Below are 23,303 nucleotides of genomic sequence, written 5' to 3'. Positions count from 1 at the left end.
GAAGTGCCGGCGCGTTCCTTGCGGGGAGCGCGCCGGCACTTCGCCTATCGGGACGCCGGGCGGGCATATCGCCGGGGCGTCGACCGTCAGAAGCCCGTCGACGGGAAGCCCCAGTTCGTGGCGCCGGCCTTGAGCAGCAGGCCGTTGTCGTCGAGCGTGATGGTGATCGTGCCGCTGGTATTGCCGGGATCGCTGGAATTCGAACCGGTCATCGCCGTCCACCGGGTCGTGCTGGCGATGGTGGCCGTGCGCGACGAGGCGTCGTAGCTGACGTCGCCCAGCGAGACGCTGCCCTTGGGGCCCGCGCCGCCGAGGCCGCTGATGCCGCTCGGCGTCTGGTACTGCTGGCAGGCGGTCGAATCGTACTTCGCCGGCGCGAACAGGTCGTCCCCGCCCTTGGAGGAGCTCATGAAGAAGAAGTGCGTCTCCAACGACGTGCGCAGCACATCGGACGCCCCGTGCAGGCTGGTGGCGCCCACCTGCGACGCCGGCTTGACCGAGCAGGTGTCGTAGGAGTAGATGTTCGCATTCGGCGAGAGCACCGGGATCAGGTCGTCCGAGCTCGGGCCCACGCCGTAGTCGCCGTACAGCACGTACGCGATGTACAGCGCGTTGTTCTTGGCCGTGGCCTCGCTCAGCGGCGCGGCGGAGTCCTTCCAGCCGCCGTCGCTCCACGTCCACTTGCGGTCATAGCCGAGGCTGGTGTAGCAGTTGCTGCCGCTGTACGTGTACGCGGCGACGCCGTTCTTGTCGAGGTCACCGGCGGAGGACATGGTCGCCAGGCACACGCCGTTGCCGTCGTTCGCCTTGTCCGGATCGGGCGAGACGTTCTTGAGCGTGCCGTCCGCCTGCGGTTCGAGCACGAGCGGCTCGTCCAACTCGCCGTCGTTGGCGTGGGAGAACGTGGCCAGCGCGATGTGCCCGGCCTTGTCCACCGCGTCCATCACCGGCACGATGGACAGCGCCGGCTCGTAGGTGCCGGGAATCTCGCTGCGGCCGTACATCGCCTGCCCGCTGCGCGGCACGATGGCGTACGCGTAGCCCTCCGAGTACGTCTTCACGTTGGACATGCCGGGTGCGGTGCCGTTCTCGCCGCCCACGCCGAGCGTGACCACGGCGGTGCGCCCCCACACCGGATGGTCGAACAGCACGGCGCCGGTGGCGGTGCAGCTCGACGGGCACATCTTGCCGTTGCCCTTGAGGCTTTCGACCGCCTTGGTCTTGGCGGTCTCGCGCAGCTGGTCGTCGGCGGTCTTCGTCTTCGTGGCGTTCACGTCCAGCTTGGTCGTGTACGTCTTGCCGTCGCCGGTCACGGACAGTTCGATGCGCGGGTCGGAGTCGGAGGTGGAGGCGACGAACGTGCCGTGGGCGCGGCGATCGCTCTTGACCACGCCGGCGAGCACGTTGTCCGCGTCCTTCGAGGCCTTGCCGGCGACGGTCAGGGTCGCCTTGTCGGAGGGTTTCGCGCTCCAGGAGCACACCGATTCGTCGCAGTCGTTGGCGGGCGCGCGGCGGAAGTCGAGCGTGAGGAACGTCTGGCCGTCGGCCGGCTTCACGTAGGAGACGGAACCGTCGTCGAGCTTCGCCTTGACGGCGATCGGTTTATCGAGCAGGGCCAGCGAGGAGTCGTAGGCGTATGCGACGGGCGTGGAGTCGCCCACCGCGGGGATGTCGGAGTCGCCGGAGCCGTTGCCGGATTCGTTGCCGGAGCCGTTCTTGTCGGAACCGGAACCGTTGGACCCGTTGTTGCCGTCGGACGAACCGTTCTTATCGGACGAACCGCCGTTCTCCTGCGGGAACGCGGTGCACGGGCCGTTCTTGCAGACCGTCTGCTTCGGGATCACCACGCTGCCGGAGTCGATGGTGGGCAGCTTGGAGGACCATTCCTGCGAATCGTCGGTCAGGCGGGACGCGGACTTGCCGAACAGGTCGGCGGCACGCTGCGCGGCCTCGCCGTTCTTCACGATGGAGTCGTTGTCCGCGAGGTAGATGCGGTAGCGCTTGTTGGCCGAGGTGCCCTGCACCCTGGCCTTCGTGGCGCCTTGCGTGTACCCGATGTACACGTTGTGCGCGGTGCCGCCGTCCTCGCGGTAGACGCACACACCGTTGTCGGCCTCGTCGCTTCCCGGCTCGGCGGCGGTGACGTTCACGCCGAACGCCTGCGACACGTCGCCGTCGCTGCCGAGCAGGTCGCGGCACACGCGCGGCATGTCGGTGGCGGCGGCGTGCACGGTGGACTGGAAGCCGATGCTCTGCGACGGCTTGATGACGAAGAAGTAGACGCACACGCCCACGATCGCGGCCACCACGGCCACGACGGCGGCCACGATCGCCGGGATCATCCACTTCGGACGCGGTTTGCGCGCGGCGGCTGCCGCGGGCGCGGGAGCGGCAGGACCGGCCGCGGGCGCGGGAACCGGTGTTGCGGCCGTTGCCGCCGTTGCCGCCGCGACGCCGTCCGGCACCGGCACGGCCGGCGTCTCCGGTACGGCCGCCGACGCATCCGCGTCGGGCAACGGGACGGGCGCGATCGGCGTGGTGGCGGCGGTGTCCGCATCGGGTGCCGTTTCGGGCGAATCGCCGGCCGCTTCTTCACCGGCCCCGGAATCCGGTTCGGCCCCGGCGGCAGGCTCGGCGGCGGGCTGGGTTTCGGGCGCGGACCGGGCGCCGTCGGGCAACGGCACCGGCACCGTGCCGGGTTGCGCCGCGTGATCGGACGCGGCGGGCGTGCCGTCCGGCAGCGGTACGCCGCCCGAGGCGACGGTCGCGTCGGAGTCCGCCACTGGCAGTTTCGCGCCGCATTCCACGCAGAAGGATGATTGGTCGTCGTTATCGAAATGACATTTCGGACATTGCATAGGGTGCTCTTCTCTCCCCGCGACTTACCGCTGTCGCTGTGAATGCTTCTCACCGCCCAGTGTAACGCGGCGATGATGCGGACCCGCAAGCCCCGTTCCGCCCCGATAATCGGGCCGTCGGGCCCGGCACGAGGCGGGCCGCCCCGGAGCCCGCGGCGGGCAAAAAGAAAGCCCCGCAACGCAGCGGGGCTTTCTCCACGAGACGGAGTAGAGAGGAAGAGAGACGTCTCGTGTAATGGTTGGCCGGTTCACCGACAACGGCGAGCCGACCAAGTCTTATATCGGCCGATCAGTTGATGCGCAGCTCGGTCGACGGGGCGAACAGGTGCATCTTGGCCGGATCGATCTTGATCTTGACGGTCTGGCCGACCTTCGGCAGCGCACGCGGGTTCACACGGACCGTGGTGAGCTTGTTCTGGTCGGACATGACCTGGGCCTCCTCGGCGGCGGAACCATCGGTGATGATGTTGCCGTAGATGTAGCCGTCGGAGCCGAGATCCTCGACGTTGACGACCTTCAGGGAGAAGGCGTTCGGATCGTCGGCCGGGGCCAGGGAGGCGTCCTCCGGACGGAAGCCGACGACGATCTTGCCGCCGTCCTCCGGGGTGAGCTTGTTGACGGCGTCGGCCGGCAGGTCGACGGTGTCCTCACCGATCTGGGCCTTGCCGTTCACCACCGGGTGCACGTTGATGTTCATCGACGGGGAGCCGATGAAGCCGGCGACGAAGACGTTGGCCGGGCGATCGTACAGCTCGGTCGGGGCGCCGACCTGCTGCAGGATGCCGAGCTTGATGACGGCGATGCGGTCGCCCATCGTCAGGGCCTCGGTCTGGTCGTGGGTCACGTACAGGGTGGTGACGCCGAGCTGGCGCTGCAGGGCGGCGATCTGGGTACGGGTCTGGACGCGGAGCTTGGCGTCGAGGTTGGACAGCGGCTCGTCCATGAGGAAGACCTTCGGCTTACGCACGATGGCGCGGCCCATGGCAACGCGCTGACGCTGGCCGCCGGAGAGGGCCTTCGGCTTGCGGTCGAGGTACTCGGTCAGGTCGAGGATCTTGGCGGCCTCTTCGACGCGCTTGCGGATCTCCTCCTTCGGGGTGCCGGCGATCTTCAGGGCGAAGCCCATGTTGTCGGCAACGGTCATGTGCGGGTACAGCGCGTAGTTCTGGAACACCATGGCGATGTCGCGGTCCTTCGGCTGCATGGTGGTGACGTCCTTATCACCGATGAGGATGCGGCCCTTGTTGACCTCCTCCAGACCCGCGAGCATGCGCAGGGTGGTGGACTTGCCGCAGCCGGAGGGGCCGACGAGGACGAGGAACTCGCCGTCCTTGATGTCGAGGTTCAGATCATCCACGGAGGGCTTGTCGTTGCCCGGGTAGATACGAGTGACGTGGTCGAAAACGACTTCAGCCATGATTGATTCATCCTTTCAGAGGCAGGTACGTGCCTCACGATCCGTTGTAAAGGGATTACTTGCGGTTTCTGTGCTTTGATCCGTTCGTCACTGTCATCGCATCGCTGCGACCCCGGTAACCTGCAAACCTCAGCGTTTACTTGTGTTCGGAGCGGTGGGATTGTTCCCGCCGAACCTGCGCTTCACTATACACAGCGTTCCGAGCCATGCAAGGAAAGCGCTTTCGCATGGGCGTTTCGCCGAGGTCTGCCCAATGCGGGAAAACGCAAAACCGCATCGTCACGGTGCCGGCCAAACCGCGACACACCGCCGTCCGCGACCCACGTCACAGCTTCATCGAAACGGAGTCGCTACCGGTGCGCACCACGAACGAGACCTCGCTGGCGTCGGGCGATTCAAGGGAGGTGTTGTACGCGATGATCGCGCCGAATTCGTCCTTCACCGTCGACTCCGTCTCGAGCACCGGGGTGCCGTCCGGCACGCCGAAATACCAGGCCATGCGGCCGTCGAGCACGCGCACGCGCACGGTCACGTCGTTCTCCACGAGGTTGACCGCGTAGGTGCGTTCGAGGTATTCGTACAGCGAATCGGCCGTGAAGCCGTCGTCATGCACCTTCGGGAAGCGCGCGGCGGCGAGGAACGTGACCACGTGCTGGCGCGGCGCGTCGCCGATCAGACGCAGCCGCTCGAGCCGGATGAGATCGGCGTCCGCGTCGAGCCCGAGCCGTTCGGCGGCCTTGGCGTTGCGCACGATGCTGTTGTCGAGGACCTTCGTGCTCACCACGTTGCCGAGCGTGGCCTGTTGGCGGAAGAAGCCCATGATCGTGCTGCCGAGCGACTGCCTCTGCGCACCCGCGCCGCCCGTTCCGCCACCGGCACGTGCGCCGGCCGCACCGCCGGGGCCGGAGCCGTCCGCCGCGGTCTCGGTGCGGAAGGTGCCGCGCCCCTGCTCGCGCACGAGCAGCCCCTCCTGGATGAGGTCACCGATGGCATGGCGCAGCGTGATGCGGCTGACCCCGTACCGCTCGCACAGCTCGGGTTCGGCCGGCAGCTTCTCCCCCGGCCGCATGGCCCGGGCGCGCTGCCGCAGGTTGTCCCTGACCGCGACGTATTTGGGAACGCCCTCCGCCATGTCACCAGCTCCTTTCCGTACGTTTCGACTTTACCGTGTCCCGCCGTCGCGCGACGACCGACATCGTACGACGGCCGACATCGTACGATACGACGATTGCCGGAAACGGCGCATGGCCATTCCCGGCAATCGTCCACGTCGATCCGATGACGGTCCGGATCGGCGATTCGGGCCATCACCTTGTCGTCACTCGGCGGCGACGGCCTTCCTGTCGCGGCGACCCATCGCGAAGGACACGATGTAGAAGACGACGACCGCGGCGATGATGCCGCCGATCAGCGCGACCTGGCCGCCGTTGCTGCCCAGCTGGCCGAGCAGGATGCCGGCCACGCCGAAGTCGGCGTCGGAGTAGGTGGCGTTCGCCATGCCGGTCTCGCCGAGCACCGGCAGCAGGAACAGCGGCAGGAACGTGATCGCGAGGCCGTTGGCGAAGGCGCCGATGACCGCGCCGCGGATGCCGCCCTGGCCGTTGCCGATCACGCCGGTGGCGCCGCCGGTCATGAAGTGGGCGACGATGCCGGGGATGATGATGGTCGTGCCGGCGAGCGCCATGATGCCCATGCCGACGATGCCGCCGACGAAGCTGGAGATGAAGCCGATGAGCACGGCGTTCGGGGCGAAGGTGAAGATCATCGGCACGTCGAGGGCCGGCTTGGAGTCCTTCACGAGCTTCTCGGAGATGCCCTTGAAGGCGGGGACGATCTCGCCGAGGACCACGCGCACGCCGGCGAGGATGATGAACACGCCCGCGGAGAAGGTGGCGGCCTGCAGAAGGGAGAAGACGATGAAGTTCTGCCCGTCGGACAGCTTGCTCTCGATGTAGGAGCCGCCGGCGCACAGGGCGACGATCACGTAGATGACGGCCATCGACAGGGCGATGATGACGGTGGTGTCGCGCAGGAAGCCGAGGCCGGACGGGAACTTGATGTCCTCGGTGGACTTGGACGGGTGCTTCTTGGAGCGGGTGAGGCGGGCGACCAGGCCGCCGAGGGCGATGCCCGCGCCGCCGGTGTGGCCGAGCGCCACGTCGCCGGTGCCGGCCGCGTCCTTCATGAACGGCTGCACGAGGGCCGGGGAGATGGTGACGATGAGGCCCTGGGCGATGGCGCCCCACAGGATGACGCCCCAGGTGGGCAGGCCGGCGACCTCGAGGATCACGGCGACCATCGTGGCCATGTAGAACGCGACGTGGCCGGACAGGTAGATGTACTTGAAGCGGGAGGTCATCGACAGCAAGACGTTGACGATCATGCCGAAGAAGAAGATCAGGGCCGCTTCGGAGCCGTACTTCACGAGCACGGTGCCGACGATGGCCTCGTTGTTCGGCACGACGCCCTGCACGTGGAACGCGTGCTGGAACATGCTGCCGAACGGGTCGAGCGCGCCGGAGACGACGGACGCGCCGGCGGCGAGCACGAGGAAGCCGACCATCGTGCGGATGGTGCCCTTCATGATGTCGGTGGCCTTCTTGTGCTGCACGGCCAGGCCGATGAGCGAGATGAGGGCCACGATGATCGACGGCTGGCGGAAGATGTCCAGCAACACTGACAAAACGCCGTTCATAGTTGTTCCTTACCTATCCTTCTTGTTGTTCTTCGTTCTCCGGATGCTCCGGGCCCGGCGGGCCCCGGTCCTACTTGTTCGGCACCTCGACGCCGTGGCGCTCGAGGGCGGCGGCGACCTGCTTGGTGATGTTCTCCATGTCGATGAGGCTGTCGAGCACGACGACGTCGTCCATCAGGCCGGTCGCGGCCTCGGCGATGTCGCGGCCGACGAACAGCACGTCGGCGGAGGTCGGGCCGACGGACGCGATGTCCATGTGGTCGGTCTCGACGCCGTCGACGCCGAGGTTCTTCAGCGCCTTCTCGATGTTGAGCTGGGTCATGAAGCTGGAGCCGAGTCCGGTGCTGCATGCGGTGATGATCTTCATTGGTCTGCCTTTCTGGGAAAACAGGAATTGTCGGAATGGGAAAAGGGAATGGAAAGGGGAAAGCGTGCAGGCGGGATGCGCGCGGCTCTCAGGCGAACGGCTCCCGGGTGCGCGGCTCTCAGGCGAGCGCCGCGGCGAGCTCCTCGACGTCGCCGGCCGCGTTCACGGCGGCGAGCCTGTCCGCGTCGGTGAGGAGCGAGGCCAGCGCCTGCATCAGGTCGATGTGCGCGTCGGCGTCCTCGGCGGCGAGGCAGAACATCGTGGAGATCGGATGCGCCGGATCGTCGGCCAGATCGAACGGCTCGCCGACATGCAGCACGGACAGCGACGTCGCCTTCACGCCGGTCTCGGGTCGGGCGTGCGCGAGCGCGACTCCCCCGCCGAGGTCGATGTAGGTGCCGCCGGGCGACGAGATCGACGTCTTGATCGCCTCGACGTAGCCGTCGGTGATGGTGCCGGCGTCGAGCAGCGGGCGGGTGACCGTGTCGACGGCCTCATGCCAGTCCGTCACCTTGTCGGCGACGAGTACGCCTCCCGGTTGGAGATATGACGACAGCACGATGCCTCCTTGCGAAGTACGGGGTTGCGCCGTGGCCTGCGGTGGCCTCGGCCGGATCCGTCCGGCGGTCCGTCCCGTCGTCTCGGATTCGTAATGTCATCATATCGTCATAACGTCATAACGTCATATCGGGCGTGTCGTCATCATGTCCGGACGGGCACGACGGGCGGTTCCGGCACGCGGCGCCGACGGCCGCCCGCCGGCCATGCCGCCGCGTCAACGCCGGGCGTCGGCCCACTGGATGCGCAGCTGGCGCCAGTCCTCGCGCATGTCGCGGAACAGTTCCGACAGCGAGGGCCGGGCGTCGGCGCTCTCGCCGTCGGCGCCGCCGTCATTGCCGCCGACCCCCTCGCCGCCGTCCTTCCCCGCCGGTTCCGCGCGACGGGCGACGGCGGTCTTGAGCGTGCCGAGCAGTTCGCGCAACGCGTCCGGGATGGCTTCGCCGTCGCTCTCCTCGACCTCGCCGCGCAGCCCCTCGATGCGCCGGCGAAGCGCATCCGCATCCTCCGGGTCGATCTTCAGGCCGGCGATGAGCGACTGGCGCATCGTCTCGTAGTCGAGGTTCGCGAAGAAGTTGAGCTGCTGCAGCCGCATGAACCCCTTGAGTTCGGGGAACCGCTCGTCGATGTACTCCTCGCGGTCGTCGGCTGCCTTCATCCAGTCGCGCGTGAGCTGCGGGTCGAGCGTCGCGGTGATCGACCCGGCGCGCAGACGGTAGTGGTACAGCGTCTCGGGGATGCGCACGACGCGCGTGGCCGAGCCGATCACGGTGCAGATGCGCGCGAGGTCCTCGATCTTGCGCCCCACGGGGAACGCGAACCCGGTGCCCTGGTACGTGGAGGCGGGTGCGAGGAACGCCCAGAAATAGCCGTCGATCTCGGCCCGCACCTGCATTTTGACGGCCTCGACCGGCTCGAGCACCTGCACGGCGTCGTAGTCGTTGTGCCGGTAGTCGCTCAGCAGCGTCCTGCCGCTTTCGGAGATCGTGTCGAACTTGAACATCACGAGGTCGGCGTCGTACTCGCGCATCGCGGCGAGGCAGTCGGCGACGAGGTTCGGTGCGACCGTGTCGTCGGAATCGGCGAAGTAGATGTAGTCGCCGGTCGCCTCGGCGATGCCGGCGTTACGCGCGTCGGACAGGCCGCCGTTCGGTTTGTGGATGACGCGCACACGGGCGTCGCGCGCGGCCCACGCGTCGCACATGGCCGGGCAGGCGTCGGGCGACCCGTCGTCGACGAGCAGGATCTCGAGATTGCGGTACGTCTGCGCCACGACGCTCGCCACGCACGCGTCGAGGAACCTCTCGACCTTGTAGACCGGGATGACGACGCTGACCAGCGGCTCGGATTCCATGCGCTCACGTTCCATGCGCACCAGCGTAACGCCTGCAAGGAACGTAGTGCGCCGCGCGATGCGGACGGTGACGCCTGCGGCGCGGCGCATAGCCGGCCGATACAATCGGAACGGAAACCGCGTGCAAGGGAGGTCGGGCGCATGCGCGATATCAGGGTCGGGGTGGTCGAGGACGACGCCGCGGCATGCCAGAAGGTGCTGGACTATCTCAACCGGTACCAGGCCGAAAGCGCGGCCGCGGGTCCCGGCGGCGACGGCGGGGCCGGCGTGCGGTTCACGGTCTCCGTGTTCGACGACGGCGCGAAGATCGTCGAACGGTACACGCCGGTGTACGACATCCTCCTGCTCGACATCGAGATGAAGGACATGGACGGCATGGAGGCGGCGCGGCGCATCCGCGAACGCGACGACGCGGTCGTCATCGTATTCATCACCGCCGCCCCGCAGTACGCGATCAATGGATACCAGGTGGGGGCGCTGTCGTACCTGCTCAAACCGGTGTCATGGTTCGCGTTCAAGCAGGAGATGAAACGGTCGATCGATTCGGTGCGTCGACGGGCCGACGAATCGATCCTCATCGATGCGGGCGGCGCGCAGCAGCGGCTGGAACTCGCCGACGTGCTGTACGTCGAATCGATCCGGCACACGATCATCATCCACACGCTCGGCGGCAAACTCTCGGTGACGGGCACGCTGAAATCGTTCGAGGAACGACTTGCGCCGCACGATTTCTTCCGTTCGAACTCCTGCTATCTGGTGAATCTGCGGCACGTGACCGGCATGGAAGACCAGGACTGCGTGATGTCGAACGGCGAACGGCTGCGCGTGAGCCGGCCGCGCAAGAAGGCGTTCATGACCGCGCTGGCCGCGTACATGGGCGGCGCATGATGGGCGGCCTCGGCGCGTTCGACGGCGCGACGATCACGAACGCGATGCCGGACATCCCGCGCCTGTTCACTGCGATCTGCGAGTGGGCGGCGTGCATGACGTATCTCGCCGTGATCCACCGCCGCGTGGATCGGTGGCGCACGGCGACGGTCGCGGCGGTCGGACTGGCCGCGATGATCGGCGTGCAGTATCTGGCCGGAGCGATGCCGCTATGGTTCTGGATGCTCGGTATGCTGCTCGCGTTCGGTTGCATGTGGCTGATCGTGTGGTTGGGCGCCGGCACCGGCAGACGCGAAGGACTGTATGTGACGGCACGCGCATTCGTGCTCGCCGAACTGGTCGCGTCATTGCACTGGCAGATCTCGACGTTCCTTGCGTACGGCGTGGGACGGCCGTTGCGACATCCGGTCGAAACGCTCGTGCTGATCGGCGTATACACGGCCTGCTTCGCCGCGGCGTGGGCGGTGGAACGGCGCAACTTCAGCCGATCCGTGCCGACGACCGTCAGCGCGCAACTGGCCGTCGGCACGGTGGCGATCACCGTAATGACGTTCGCGATGAGCAACCTGAGTTTCGTGTCGACGAACACGCCGTTCTCCGGCAAGATCGGCCAGGAGGTGTTCTACATCCGCACGCTCGTCGACTTCTGCGGGTTCGCGATCCTGTACGCGCAGCAGGAGCAGGCGCGGCGGATGGAGGCGAGCGCGGAGCTCGCCTCCATCAACGCGCAGTTGGAGAGCCAGCATCAGGAGTATCTCGCGTCGAAGGAGAACCTGGAGTCGATCGGGCGGCTCGCACACGATCTCAAACATCAGATCGCCGCATTGCGCGCCGAGGTCGACCCGCAGCATGCGGCGGCAGGATTCGAGCAGTTGGAACGTTCGGTGGCGGAGTACAGTGCGCAGCAGCATTCCGGCAATCCGGTGCTCGACGTGATCCTGACGACGAAGACGCGCACGTGCGAGGAACGCGGGATCATGTTCACGGCGGTCGCGGACGGCGCCTTGCTGGGTGCCGCGGGAATGAGTTCGATGGACATCGCGACGCTGTTCGGCAACGCATTGGACAACGCGATCGAGGCGACGTCGCGATTGGACGATCCGGAGCAGCGGTTGATCCGTCTGGCCCTATACCGGCAGGGCGCGTTCACGGTGATCCGTGTGGAGAACTACTACGACGCCACCCTGAGGAAGGACGCGGCCGGCGATCTGCGCACCACGAAGCGCGATGCGACCGGCCATGGATTCGGCGTGAAGTCGATCCGGCACATCGCCACGCAGTATGGCGGCGAAGTGTCGATCACGGCCGAGGACCACTGGTTCACGCTGACGGTGCTGATTCCGGAGAATGGAACAGCCTCCCTCTGATGAGGGAGGCGGACGCAGAAGACCTCACCCGACTACTTGTTCCTGGGCATGATCCAGAACTTGAGGATCGGGTAACTGACGACCACGGCGAGCACGGTGTTCACCACGGAGGCGATCGTGCCGGCGATGCCGGCGTTCATGCCCCAGCCCTGGCACAGCGCGGTCACGTAGCCGGGCAGCACGAGGTTCACGACGACGATCACGACGGCGAGGATCGCGTACTTCCATGCGGCGTCGCGGAAGCTGGAATCGGACTTGAACACCCACTTCATCTGCACGAAGAAGTTCACGACCTGCGCGAGCACTTCGGCGATGAGGAAGGTGAGGAAGCCGCCCAGACCGTTGCCGGATTCCGGGTAGTTGAAGATGAGGAAGTGGAACGGCGTGGTGAGCCCAAACGCGGCAACGAACACCGCGGTGCCGATCCACGTGACCACGAATCGCGCGATTGTGGAGATGTTCGACAGCACGTTGAACAGGATGAACTCCCAGATCGTCGGATGCGTGGCGATCCAGCGGCGGATAGGCCCCCTCGCATGGGTCTTCGGCTGTGTGACGGCGGTTTGATCCGTTTCGGACATGACGGTGGATGCTCCTTCGGCGGTTTCGGTATGCGTGGTGCAGGACGGCATGGAAGCCGCGGAAACGTTCGGGGCCCGGGTCGGGCCAATAGGCTCGGTTGAATCGGTCGGTTCACTCATCGCCGAGTTCCTTCGCGGCGCGCCGTTCGGCGGACCGGTTGTGCAGGTACGCCCCGATGAGCGCACCGAGTCCGTGGCACGTGCGCCCGTTGCCGATGGCGACGATCGCGTCGACCATCGCGGAATCCACCATGCCGGCGGTCATCTTGCTCATCGCGCGGGGCGGCATGTTGAGGATGAACAGCGTGTTGAGGTCGGGTGCGCCGGTCTTCTCGCGCACGCTCGCCTCACGTTTCCTGAGCGTGTTCGCGACGGTCCTCGCGACGAATCCGCGCGAACCGCTCCAGCTCGAGATCGGATCGTTGACGCCGAACGTCGTCGCCCCGCCGTCGCGACCGGACGTCGCGGTCACGTCGTAGCCGAACAGCGCGGCCATCTCGGCGTCGGTCACATGCTTGACGTCGCCGCTCAGATAGTGGCCGAGCGCGGGGTCCGCGGGAGCCGCGTCCACGTCGCCGGCGACGGCGAACGACTCGTTCAACGGCAACGTCTCGGCATCGAAGCCGACGGACAGCGTCCACACACCCGACTCGGTACGCCACGCGCCGTCGCCGTCGCGCGCGGCGGCGTCGAAGTGGCGGAACGTGTACCGGTCGAAGTCGATGCGCACGTCGCGCGTCTCGTGCGCGGCGAGCGTCACCTTCGCGAATCCCTTGAGTTCGCGCGTGGGACGCAGCACGCCGGCGGCGTGCGTGCCGTCCGCGCCGCGCGACGGGCCGCTCACGTACAGCTGGACGACGGTCGCGCCGGCCACGTCGGAATCGTTGGAGACGGTCACGGTGACGCCGGTCTCGTCGGCGACGAGACCCGTCATCGTGAACGCGGCGTACGACAGTCCGTAGCCGAACGGGAAGCGGACGGGCACGCCCGCAGTCCCGTAGTAGCGGTAGCCGACGAACGGTCCCTCACGGTAGACCGCGTCGCGGCCGGTCGCCGGGTACCAGCCGACGGACGGGCAGTCGTCGTAGCGCATCGGCCACGTCTCGGCGAGATGGCCCGACGGATTGACCTTGCCGGTGAGCGCGCGCACGGTGGCGGACGCGCCGGCCTGGCCGGACAGTCCGACGTAGAGGATCGCGGCGACGTCGTCGTGCCACGGCAGTTCGACCGGGGAGCCGGCGACGAGCACGACGACGACCGGCTTGCCGGTTGCGGCGAGCGCGGCGATCAGATCGTTCTGCGCCTGCGGGATGGCCATCGTCGAACGGTCGAGGCCTTCCGATTCGCTGCGTTCGTCAAGGCCGACGACGGCGAGTGCGACGTCCACGTCGTCGCGCGAGACGAGGTCGACGGCCTCGCGGACGAGCTCGGGCTTCACGGCGCCCTGGCGGTCGTAGCCGGACGCGTAGCCAGCGACCGCGACGGCGGGTTCGGCGGTGTTCGCGGACGCGAGCTTGCCGAGTTCGTCGAGGATGTTCTCCTCGCGTGTGGCGTTCACCTTGGACGAGCCGGAACCTTGGAAGCGCGGGGTCTTCGCCATGTCGCCGACGACGGCGACGCGTGCGTCGGGCTTGAACGGAAGGGCGTGGGTGCCGCCGGTGCCCGCGAACGCGTTCTTCAGCAGGACCATCGAGCCTTCGGCGACGCGGCGGGCGACTTCGTGATGCGCCTTGATGATGGATTCGTCGAGCAAGTCGTCACGACCGACGCCGTCAAGGCGCGTGCGATCCGCGACCTTCGCGACCTCGCGGGCGCGGGCGTCGAGGTCGGCCTCGGCGAGCATGCCGGCGGCGACGGCGTCTTCGAGTTCGCGCACGGACGTGAATCCGGGGCTCGGCATCTCGAGCGAGCCACCCGCCATGACGGCGGCGACGGCCGAGTTGGAGCCGCCCCAATCGGAGACGACCATGCCATCGAAGCCCCATTCGTCGCGCAGGATGTCCTGCAGCAGATGCTTGTTCTCGTGCGCATAGACGCCGTTGATCTCGTTGTACGAGGTCATGATCGTCATCGGCGCGGCCTCGCGCACGGCGATTTCGAAGCCTGTCAGGTAGATCTCGCGCATCGTGCGCTCGTCGATGACCGAGTTGGAGGCCTGGCGGCGCAGCTCCTGGCTGTTGACCGCGAAATGTTTCGGGCAGGCGGAGACACCGTTCGACTGGATGCCGCGGATCAGGCCGGCGGCCATACGGCCGGCGACAATCGGATCCTCCGAGTAGTACTCGAAGTTGCGGCCGCACAGCGGATTGCGCTTGATGTTGAGGCCGGGGCCGAGCAGCACGTTCACGTCGAGGTCGTGCGCCTCGCGGCCGAGCGCCTCACCCATCGTTTCGGCGAGCGCCGGATCCCATGAGTTCGCGACCGTTCCGGCGGTCGGAAAACAGGTGGCGGGCTTGGAGGCGCCGAGTCCCAGATGGTCGCCCTCGCCGAGCTGGCGGCGCACGCCATGGGGGCCGTCGCTCATCACGAAGCTCGGAATGCCGGCGCGCTTGTTGCCGCGGGAATCCCACTCGGATCCGCCGGACAGCAGAGCCGCTTTCTCGGCCACCGAAAGCTCTTCGAGTTCCATGTCACTCTCCCTTGCAGTGATGGTATGTCCTGGTCTTTGGGGTCTGGCCCTTTTCCTTAGGAGCCTGTGTTCTTGCCGTCGATTCATTCGATCGGTGACGGCCACAGGGCTATCCGTTCCTTCGTTCGTCGTCGATTCGATTCAATCAGGATTGGTGGGCGAATCGGCCCATCCTGCGGAAGAACCGGGGCGTCATCCATATGTAGGTGAATGGTTCTCCCGGGCGATGCCGGGAGAACCATCGTCCGGTCATCGAAGACCGTCATTTGATCTCACCTGGTCTTGACCACGGTGATGGTCGCGGTCTTGCGGCGCGCGAGGTATCGCCTGATCATCAGCACCTCGATGCCGATGAGCACGACGGCGAGGACCGCATCCGCACCGATGGTGATCTTCTTCCAGGTCTCCATGCCGACATTCTGCGCGGAATCCTCGTACACCCAACTATTCACCACGGTGTAGAGCACGTTCTTGCTGGCGTTGCGCATGTACTGCACGGTGCTGGCATCGTTGGTATCGGCGGGGATGTTCGGACCGGAGCCATAGGTCGCAAGCATGGCGTCGGTACCGTTGGCCAAAGCGGCGTCGGCGGTCATGAAGCCTCGACCATCCTCACGGAAGTAGTCGGTGAGGACCATGCCCTGGAAGCCCCATTCATCACGAAGGACGGTGCTGTTGAGATTGCCGGACTCGCCTGCCCACGTCGTTCCCAGGAAGCTCCATGCGTTCATGACCGCATGGGCATCACCGTCCTTCACCGCCATCTCGAATGGCTTGAGGTAGATTTCACGCACCGCCTGTTCATTGGACCAGACGGACACCATTCGGGCATTGCTGTCATAGAGGGCGAAGTGCTTGATGTAGGCGTACACGCCCCTTTCCGCGGCTCCCTTGACCGCGTGGGCGGCCATGATGCCGGACAATGTGGCATCCTCGGAGTAATACTCGAAGTTGCGGGCGCCGAACGGGGTGCGGTGCATGTTCGCGCCGGGCGCATACCAACCGGACACGTTCATTTCCCGGGCCAGCTGACCGATGATGTCGCCGAACGATTCGGCCAGATCGGCGTTCCACGTGCAGGCGGTCACCGTTTCCACCGGGAAGCCGATGGAACCGGCACCGGTGAAGTTGTTGTTGATGGCGGCGGGACCGTCGGCATCATTGGTGGCCACCTTGTCGATGGATTTGACGGCCGCGGTCTGGAAGCCGGCAAGCGAAGTGAGTTTGGTCATCTCGTCCACGGTCATCTCGTCGAGCAGCTTCTCCCAACGAGGATCGTCGTAATCGGCGCCGCGCAAGTCGGCGAGTTTGAGACCGTTCTTCGCGCCGGTCGTCGGCATCTTGGCATCGGCCTTGAGATACATCGTGTGATCGAAGGTCTTGTTGAGATGGTACTTGGCCTTGTACTTGTCCGGCATGACGTCGCTGCCCTTGGCGGTGGCGGAGTCGTAGTTGGCGAAGTGGTCCTTGCGGCTCAGATAGGTGACGTCGCCGGCCATGTCGGCGAATTGGTTGGTCGCCGCCTGCTTGTCGCCGTCATGGGTGGTGTCGCCGGAGTAGACGATCTTCTTGCCGACCGTGTACGTGCGATGATCAAGCACGGTGTGCGAGTCGCTGTTGATCGAGATCTCGTAGTCACCGGCATCAAGCACGTACGCCTTGGCATCCTGGTAGTCATACGATGCCAGATCGTCCTTGCCGATGCTGATGGAAACCTTCTGGGATGCACCCGGACGGATCTCCGGGGTCTTCTCGGCCGCGACGAGGTTGGCCGTGGCCTTCTCGACTCCGCCGTTGGTGTACGGCGGGTTGGAGTACACCTCGACGACGTCCTTGCCGGCCTTGTCGCCGGTGTTCGTCACGGTGACGGTGAAGGTGAGGTTGTCGCCGGACTCCTTGATGTCGCTCATCTTCTGCTCGAACGTGGTGTAGCTCAAACCGTAACCGAACGGATATTGCACGGTCTTGTCGTAATCGATGATGCCTTCATCCGCGGCGGTTTCGTAGTATTTGTATCCGACGTAAATACCTTCGGCGTAATTGATGAAGGACGGCGAGAACTTGGTCATCTTGCCGTTGGCCAGACCGGTGACGGTAAGGTTCTTCAGATTCGAGTAGGAGGTCTTCTCCACGTTGTTCCACCACGGGGTGGAGGTCATGTCATACACGAAGGTGTCGGAGGTGCGGCCCGACGGGTCGATATCGCCGGCGATGATCTTGCCGAGGGCGTTGAAGCCCACGTTTCCGGCACCCGCGAGCCACAACGCGGACTTGATCTGAGGATGCTCGTTGATGAAGCCGAGCTGCATCGGATTGTTGCCGTTGTACAGCACGATGACGTCGTCGAAGTTCTTGCAGACCAGATCGACGAGGTCGCGTTCGGTCTTCGATAGTTGCAGATAGTGCTCGCCGGATTCGAAATCCCGGTAATCCTTCGAGTTGCTGCCCACTTCGCCGCTGGCGTCGGTCGGAAGATCGGTGTAGCCTTCGCCGCCGAGTCGTCCCAGTACCAGCACGGCCACGTCGGAGTACTGCTTCGCGTCATTGATGAGCCTGTCGGAGTATGTGCTCACCGGAGGCTCCGGCAGCTGCCAGCTCATGTCGGTATCGGAGGAATTGTCGCGTCCGTCCTGATAGTCCTTGTAGAAATCGATGAGATCCTGATTGACGGAGATACCGGCGTTCTTCAGTCCCTGCTCGATGCTTACCGTCTCGTACAGGTCATTGATCGCACCGGAACCGGTACCGCCGTAAACCGGGTTCGCGGAGGTCCAGCCGAACATGTTGACCTTCGACGTATCGGTGAGCGGCAAAAGATTGTCGTCGTTCTTCAGCAGGACCGTTCCCTCTCCTGCGATCTTCTCGGCGACGGCCTTCGCCTTCTGCGTCGTTTGCGCGGTGGCCTGTCCCGAGCCCATGGTCAGACTGATGAGCGTGGACATCGGTCCGAGGGCGATAAGATTGGCGATCACCAGAATCGAGGCGACACCCACCACGGCGACGTTGCCACGGACGAAGGCGCGATGTCCCTTGAACCAGTGCGCGATGACCATTCCGACGATCATGAGCGCCACGACCACGGCCAGCGCTATGAGATAAGGCTTGCACGTCTCGAGAACGCCGATGACGTCCTCGAAGTTGATCTGCAGCATAAGGTTCTCCTCCTTGGTCCGGCTACTGCTTTCTTCGGCTTCGAACCGACATTCCCTTGTCGTCGATGCCGTTGGTTCGATTGTGGCCGAACCGCTCGGAGGCCGGGGCCCACTCACCCCATCCTGTCGTTTCGCACGCATATTCTGCATCGGCATGCATTGCCGACGCCGGCATACGAACCGTGCTAGTCCGCGAACAGCTCATCAATGCCGATGAGCCGCGTATCGGCATCGTTCATGACGCCGAGCTCCGGCGTGAATCCCGCAAGCGAGAACAGGTAATGCTTCCTGTTCCCCACACCGGCGTACGCGGATCGATCGCGCAGGAGACCGAGCATCCTCATGTCCATCGGGACATTACGGAACTTGCATTCGCCCACGATGGCGGGCTCTCCCGTGTCACCGATGGCCATCACGTCGATCTCATGGCTACGGTCCCACCATCGGCCGATACGGACCGCATGCAACGGCAACCTTCCCGCGGCGCTCTCCCGCCATAGCCATTCACGGCACAGTTCCTCGAACGGTTTGCCTGCGAAATCATGCAGCGCCGGTCGAATACGCCGTTCGTAGACGCTATTCACATCGCCGTGTTCCAATTCGGAACGGTACGGGAACACGAACGAATACCAGAAGCGGAAGAAGTTGTCGTTCAACTGGTACAGTCCACGCGCGCCTTTCGCCCGCTCCTTCATTTTTGCGGTGACGGGGAATTCGCGTTCCAGGATTCCCAGCTCCATGAGATTCGACAGATAGGCCGTGGCGGTGCCATTCGCGATCATCGTGTGAGTGGCGATCTCATTGAGCGATGTGTCGCCCAAGGCGATGGCACGGATCACGCTGTTGTATCGCGCTGTTTCGCGAAGTTCCTCGTGCAGCAGGAACTCGACCTCGCTATACAGGGGCGCTATACGACGCAACACATGCCTTTTGATGTTGTCCTCAAGCGGGACGTCCGGATCGAACTCCTCCAGATACCGGGGAACACCGCCGAGTATGGCATACGCCAGGGCCTTGTCCTCGCTGCTGTAGTCGGGGAAGAACTTCGCGGCGTCCCAATATGGCAGAGGATGGATCTTGAGCACGCCCGTCGCCCGACCGTACAGCGGAGATTTCTCCGCCAGCAGCTCCTTTTCGATGAAACTCATCGCACTGCCGCAGATGACGATCATCAGATTCGTGTTGCGCAACATATGGTCCCACAGGTTCTGCAGCACCGACGGCAATGACGGATCCGATTTCACCAGATACGGGAACTCATCGAACACGATCAGTCTGCGAGCGCCATTCGACGGCTCGGGCATCCTCGCCAACTCGGACAGGGCGCTTTCCCAGTCTGGATACTGCCGCAGATAGTCCTTCCCCGGCGCCCCGGCCTCGAACATGAGCCGTGAGAACGAGGCAAGCTGCTCCTCCTTGGTGGCGTTCTGCGCCGCGAAGAACACAGTGGGCTTGCCGTTCGAAAATCGCGTCAGCAGCTCGGTCTTGCCGACACGTCTGCGGCCGTAGACGAACACCATCTGCGCTTTGCGCGCCTGATAACGCTCTTGCAGCTGCTCCAGATCATCCTCGCGTCCGATAAACATGATTTCAGGGTACCATGGTTACATCTTTTACATTATTACAATTATACTTATCTCGATAATACTTATTGAGATTATAAACAGCCTGCATGTCATTCATCCATCACGCCATGAACCACGGCGTTTGCCGACGGCACTCTTCCGGCGTCCGCCGGATCACACAGGCGTCGCGCCAAGTTCCAGCAGATCCTCCGCCTTGCAGCCGAGCACGCGTGCGAGCGCGAGCACCGCGGTGACGGACGCCCTGTTGATGTTCTTGCGCCGCTGCTCGTACATCTGCACCGAACGCGGCGAGACCCCGTTCCCACCTCCTCTTGACTATAGGAAAAGCAGGAACGGAGTCTGATGTCGCAAGACGAAGGTGCGACCGCCGTCCGTCACCGTCGGATCATTCGCCGGCGGCCCGGGCGTGGCGTTCGGCGAGCTCGGCCTTGATCTGCGGCTCCATCTTCTCGTACTTGCGGTAGAGAAGCATGATCGCGCCGACGATCACGTAGATGATGACGGGCAGCCAGATGAAGCAGAAGCTGATCGCGCCGAGGGACGCCGCCGACTGCCTGGCGTTGGCCACGTAGCCGAAGTGGTTCATGATCTGCAGCGGGATGAACGCGCCGAGACCGGAGCCGACCTGAATGCAGAAGGTGGAGCCGAACGCGGTGAGGAAGCCGGCCGCGTGGATGCCGGTCTTCCACTCGCCGTAGTCGACGGTGTCGGCCAGCATGCCGAACGGCATGCCGCAGGCGACCGCCGCGCCAAGGACGCCGATGGTCCAGAAGACGACCGCGAGCGCCACGGAGTCGCCGGCGAGCGGCATGAGCGACTGGCCGACGATGCCCACGATGAGACCGATGATCATGGTCAGCGTCTTGTTCTTCGTGTACTTCACCAGGAACGGCATCGACAGGGTGCCGAGCAGGCCAAGCACGTTCACGCCGTTGAACAGGGAGGTGAGGTTCTCGTTGCCGAGCACGTACTTCGAGTAGTAGACCGCCATGCCGCTGCGGGTGGATGCGGCGATCCAGAAGATGACGAAGGCGACGACCAGGATGATCCACGGCATGTTGCCCTTGCAGGCGCGCAGCGAATCCTTGAACGGGATCGGCTTCTGCTGCTCGGGATGGTAGTTGTGCTCCTTGAGGTTCTTGAAGGAGAACAGCAGCAGCGCGATGGCGATGAGACCGAACAGCGCGGTGACGATCATGAAGCCGGCCTTGTCGCCGCCTCCCACGAGCGTGCCGAAGAAGCCGACCAGCGGGATGCAGAACGCGGAGGTGATGAAGGAGCCGATGTTGCCGCCGGCCATGCGGTAGGTGTTGGCGCTGATGCGCTCGGTCGGGTCGGAGGTGAGGTTCGGCAGGATCGCGGTGATCGGCGTCTGGATGCCGGTGTACACGGCGCCGGCCGCCAGGATGTACGTGCACATGGCGTACCAGAACTTCGGGGCGCCGTCCGGCAGGCCCGGTGCGGTGAACGCCAGCCACACGGTGATGGCGAACGGCACGGCCAGCCACAGGAACCACGGACGCGACTGACCCCACTTGGTCTGCGTATGGTCGACGACCGACCCCCAGAAGACCGCGGCAATGGCGTCGGCGAAACGGGCGGCCAGCAGGATGACGCTGGCGCCCCACGCACCGGACGCGGGGATGCCGAAGACATCCGTGTAGAAGTACATGATGTACGACGAGATGGTCACGTACAGCAGGTTGCCCGCCATATCGGTGAAGGAGTAGGCGATCTTCTCCTTGACGGTCAGCCTGGTGGACGACGCGGAGGCCGCGGACGAAGCCACGGGGCGGGACGACGCCGCATGTGTCGCGGCGACTTGCATGGTGCTCATGATGCTGTTCTCTTCCTTGATGATGGATTGTTGCGATTGATGACTGCTTGATGGCCTACGGCCGCCCACGGCCGACGACAGTCAACGACGGCCATGGGCGGGACTCACTGCGGGTCGTTGGCGCCTTCGGCGACGGGCGCGAAGTCGCAGGGCTTCACCGGATGCGTGGCATCGGTGTTGAGATACACGGAGTAGTCCTCGCCACCGGTCACGCCGTACAGCGGCAGCAGGTCGAGCGGCTCCTCGCCGCCCGGCATGTCGAGGCGGAGGCGCAACGCGTTCCCCTCGCCGCCGGCCACACCCTCGGCATCGGCGGCCACGACACGGCCCGCCAGCGACTCGGGCGGCAGCTCGCCGACGTTGGCACGGTCGCCGAGTGCGGCCAACAGCACGTCGCCGTACAACAGCGCCACGCGTTCGGGGGCGCCGAGCAGCGCCTCCTCATGCAGGGCCTCACGCAGTTCGATCTCGATGATGTCGCCGTCGTCGAAGGCGCGTTCCACGTCGACGAACCCGCCCTCGACCGTGATGGCCGCGGGAATCGCGGCGCCGGTGGCATCCTTCACCACGACCGACGCCACGAGATCGGCGCGAAGTTTCACGTGAAACCTCACCGGCTCCCCGCCTTTCACATGCACGGTGATGCCGGCGCGCAGACCCGCCGGGTATGCGGTGGCGAGGTCGAGCGTCACGCCCCGTTCGCGCCAGTCGAGCCGCGAGGCGATGAACGCGGACAGCACGACGGTCGGCGCGGAGGCGCCGTCTCCCCCGTTGCCATCGGCGGCCACCGTGTGGAACCAGATGTCCTTCTGCAGGTCGGACCCGCCTTCGACGCCGGTGCCGGTGCAGCACCAGAACGACCGATCCTCGGTGCTGAACACCTTGCGCACGCCCACGCCCATCGGCTGGTGGTACTGCGACAGGCCGGTGCGCGGGTTGAAGCAGTTGAGGATCGCATTGAACTTGAGCCGCGCCACATGCGCGAGCACGTCGGCGTCGCCGTTCCAAGAGAACAGCTCGGAGGCGATGAGCTCGGTGTTGTGGCCGTTGCAGGACTCGCTTTCGCCGCAGGTGAGCGCGTCGTGCAGATCGCCGGCGGCACCCCAGTGCTCGGCCTTGTCGGAGACGCCGTACACGGTGGTGTAGTGGGTGGCCTTGGAGCTGTTGGAACCGTTGGCGAAGGTGCGGACGCGCAGGAACCGGTAGAAGTTCTCGGCGGCGGTGCGGTAGCGTTCATCGCCGGTCGCGTCGTAGCGGCGCATGGCGGCCAGCACGACGGGCAGGTGCGTGTTCGCGTGCAGGTCCTCGAGCATGTCGACGCCGTCGATGAGGCGCCCGGTGAAGTAGTCGCGGTCGAAGATCTTCGCGGTCTCGAGGATGGACTCGTCGCCGGTCAGGCCGTACAGCGTGTACAGCACCTCGCCGATGCCTCCGTATTCGTTGAGCGGGTTGAGCCTGGTCGGGTGCAGGATGTTCTCGATCTTCCAGTAGCCGAGCTTCGCGAACCGCCCGGCGATGTAGTGCGCGAGGCTCACCGCCAGGGTGAGCGCATCCTCGTTGCCGGCGTACCGGTAGGCGTCAACAAGTCCCTGCATGATCTTGTGCAGCGTGTAGTAGGGCGCCCAGACCGTGCGGAACTCCTTCTCCTCCAGCCGGTCGATCTCGGTCTCCGGGAAGGCGCTCACGTAGCCGTTGGGCTTGGCGCACCGCTTCATCACGGCGACGATGGTGTTCACCTCGGCGAGGAGGCGTTCACGTTCGGCGTCCGTGTTGTCGGCGTCCACGGTGAACTTCGACGCGGCGGAGAGGAAGTGCCCGACGAAGTGGCCGCGCAGGCCGCAGTCCGGCGCCTCCCACCCGCCGAGGGGCTCGGCGTCGGACGGCAGTCCGGCGTTCACGCGGAACGTGTGCAGCAGACGATCAAGGTCGAAGTCCAGTACGTATCGCTTCACCAGTCGCTGGCGGCGCAGGAATTCGCCGTCGGTTAACGACACCTCTTGTATCGGAAATGCTT

General features: G+C 65.2%; 15 protein-coding genes. 2 read left to right on the top strand and 13 right to left on the bottom strand.

Annotated elements, in window-relative coordinates; all coding sequences use genetic code 11:
* Positions 1-86: 86 nt before the first annotated feature.
* From GFD21_RS07810 to GFD21_RS07780, 7 genes are all read right to left on the bottom strand, one after another.
* Complete coding sequence (locus GFD21_RS07810; protein WP_163197400.1) at positions 87-2,783, bottom strand: hypothetical protein; 2,697 nt, start codon at positions 2,781-2,783, stop codon at positions 87-89.
* A 364-nt stretch (positions 2,784-3,147) separates the two neighbouring features.
* Entirely contained in the window at positions 3,148-4,275 is a 1,128-nt protein-coding gene (locus GFD21_RS07805) for an ABC transporter ATP-binding protein (RefSeq protein WP_163197398.1), read from the bottom strand.
* A gap of 325 nt (positions 4,276-4,600) precedes the next feature.
* Complete coding sequence (locus GFD21_RS07800) at positions 4,601-5,407, bottom strand: GntR family transcriptional regulator (protein WP_163197397.1); 807 nt, start codon at positions 5,405-5,407, stop codon at positions 4,601-4,603.
* A gap of 186 nt (positions 5,408-5,593) precedes the next feature.
* Positions 5,594-6,970 (bottom strand): PTS ascorbate transporter subunit IIC, encoded by a 1,377-nt coding sequence (locus tag GFD21_RS07795; protein ID WP_163197396.1) that lies wholly within the window; start codon positions 6,968-6,970, stop codon positions 5,594-5,596.
* Between the two features lie 70 nt (positions 6,971-7,040).
* Positions 7,041-7,337, bottom strand: coding sequence for a PTS sugar transporter subunit IIB (locus GFD21_RS07790; protein WP_163197395.1), 297 nt, complete (start codon positions 7,335-7,337; stop codon positions 7,041-7,043).
* 118 nt (positions 7,338-7,455) lie between these two features.
* Complete coding sequence (locus GFD21_RS07785) at positions 7,456-7,896, bottom strand: PTS sugar transporter subunit IIA (protein ID WP_163197394.1); 441 nt, start codon at positions 7,894-7,896, stop codon at positions 7,456-7,458.
* A 216-nt stretch (positions 7,897-8,112) separates the two neighbouring features.
* The gene (locus GFD21_RS07780; RefSeq protein ID WP_163197393.1) at positions 8,113-9,249 is read right to left on the bottom strand and encodes a glycosyltransferase family 2 protein; all 1,137 of its coding nucleotides are present in this window, start codon (positions 9,247-9,249) and stop codon (positions 8,113-8,115) included.
* Positions 9,250-9,390: 141 nt separating this feature from the next.
* On the opposite strand from GFD21_RS07780, the gene GFD21_RS07775 reads away from it, so the two are divergent.
* Together GFD21_RS07775 and GFD21_RS07770 are read left to right on the top strand one after the other, a co-directional pair.
* Positions 9,391-10,137 (top strand): LytR/AlgR family response regulator transcription factor, encoded by a 747-nt coding sequence (locus GFD21_RS07775; RefSeq protein WP_163197392.1) that lies wholly within the window; start codon positions 9,391-9,393, stop codon positions 10,135-10,137.
* Entirely contained in the window at positions 10,134-11,504 is a 1,371-nt protein-coding gene (locus tag GFD21_RS07770) for a sensor histidine kinase (RefSeq protein ID WP_163197391.1), read from the top strand. The genes GFD21_RS07775 and GFD21_RS07770 overlap by 4 nt, the downstream gene beginning before the upstream one ends.
* 32 nt (positions 11,505-11,536) lie before the next feature.
* Here the strand turns inward: GFD21_RS07770 and GFD21_RS07765 are convergent, their stop codons facing one another.
* The 6 genes from GFD21_RS07765 to GFD21_RS07740 all read right to left on the bottom strand — a co-directional run bounded on the left by GFD21_RS07765 (position 11,537) and on the right by GFD21_RS07740 (position 23,283).
* Positions 11,537-12,085: a GtrA family protein gene (locus GFD21_RS07765; RefSeq protein ID WP_163197390.1), complete on the bottom strand. Its 549-nt coding sequence runs from the start codon at positions 12,083-12,085 to the stop codon at positions 11,537-11,539.
* 112 nt (positions 12,086-12,197) lie between these two features.
* Positions 12,198-14,714 (bottom strand): glycoside hydrolase family 3 C-terminal domain-containing protein, encoded by a 2,517-nt coding sequence (locus tag GFD21_RS07760; protein WP_163197389.1) that lies wholly within the window; start codon positions 14,712-14,714, stop codon positions 12,198-12,200.
* Between the two features lie 272 nt (positions 14,715-14,986).
* On the bottom strand, positions 14,987-17,866 hold the full coding sequence (locus tag GFD21_RS07755) for a glycoside hydrolase family 3 C-terminal domain-containing protein (protein WP_163197388.1): 2,880 nt from the start codon (positions 17,864-17,866) through the stop codon (positions 14,987-14,989).
* Between the two features lie 185 nt (positions 17,867-18,051).
* The gene (locus GFD21_RS07750) at positions 18,052-19,452 is read right to left on the bottom strand and encodes an ATP-binding protein (protein WP_191996896.1); all 1,401 of its coding nucleotides are present in this window, start codon (positions 19,450-19,452) and stop codon (positions 18,052-18,054) included.
* Between the two features lie 385 nt (positions 19,453-19,837).
* Positions 19,838-21,289: an MFS transporter gene (locus tag GFD21_RS07745; protein ID WP_225431731.1), complete on the bottom strand. Its 1,452-nt coding sequence runs from the start codon at positions 21,287-21,289 to the stop codon at positions 19,838-19,840.
* 104 nt (positions 21,290-21,393) lie between these two features.
* Complete coding sequence (locus GFD21_RS07740; RefSeq protein ID WP_163197387.1) at positions 21,394-23,283, bottom strand: beta-L-arabinofuranosidase domain-containing protein; 1,890 nt, start codon at positions 23,281-23,283, stop codon at positions 21,394-21,396.
* Positions 23,284-23,303: the final 20 nt, after the last annotated feature.

Origin of the sequence: Bifidobacterium platyrrhinorum (assembly GCF_010667645.1) — a bacterium.
In the GTDB taxonomy this organism is placed as follows: Bacteria; Actinomycetota; Actinomycetes; order Actinomycetales; family Bifidobacteriaceae; genus Bifidobacterium; species Bifidobacterium platyrrhinorum.
The sequence above is the reverse complement of the archived record's forward strand: the minus strand, read 5'-3'. Positions and strand labels throughout refer to the sequence as shown.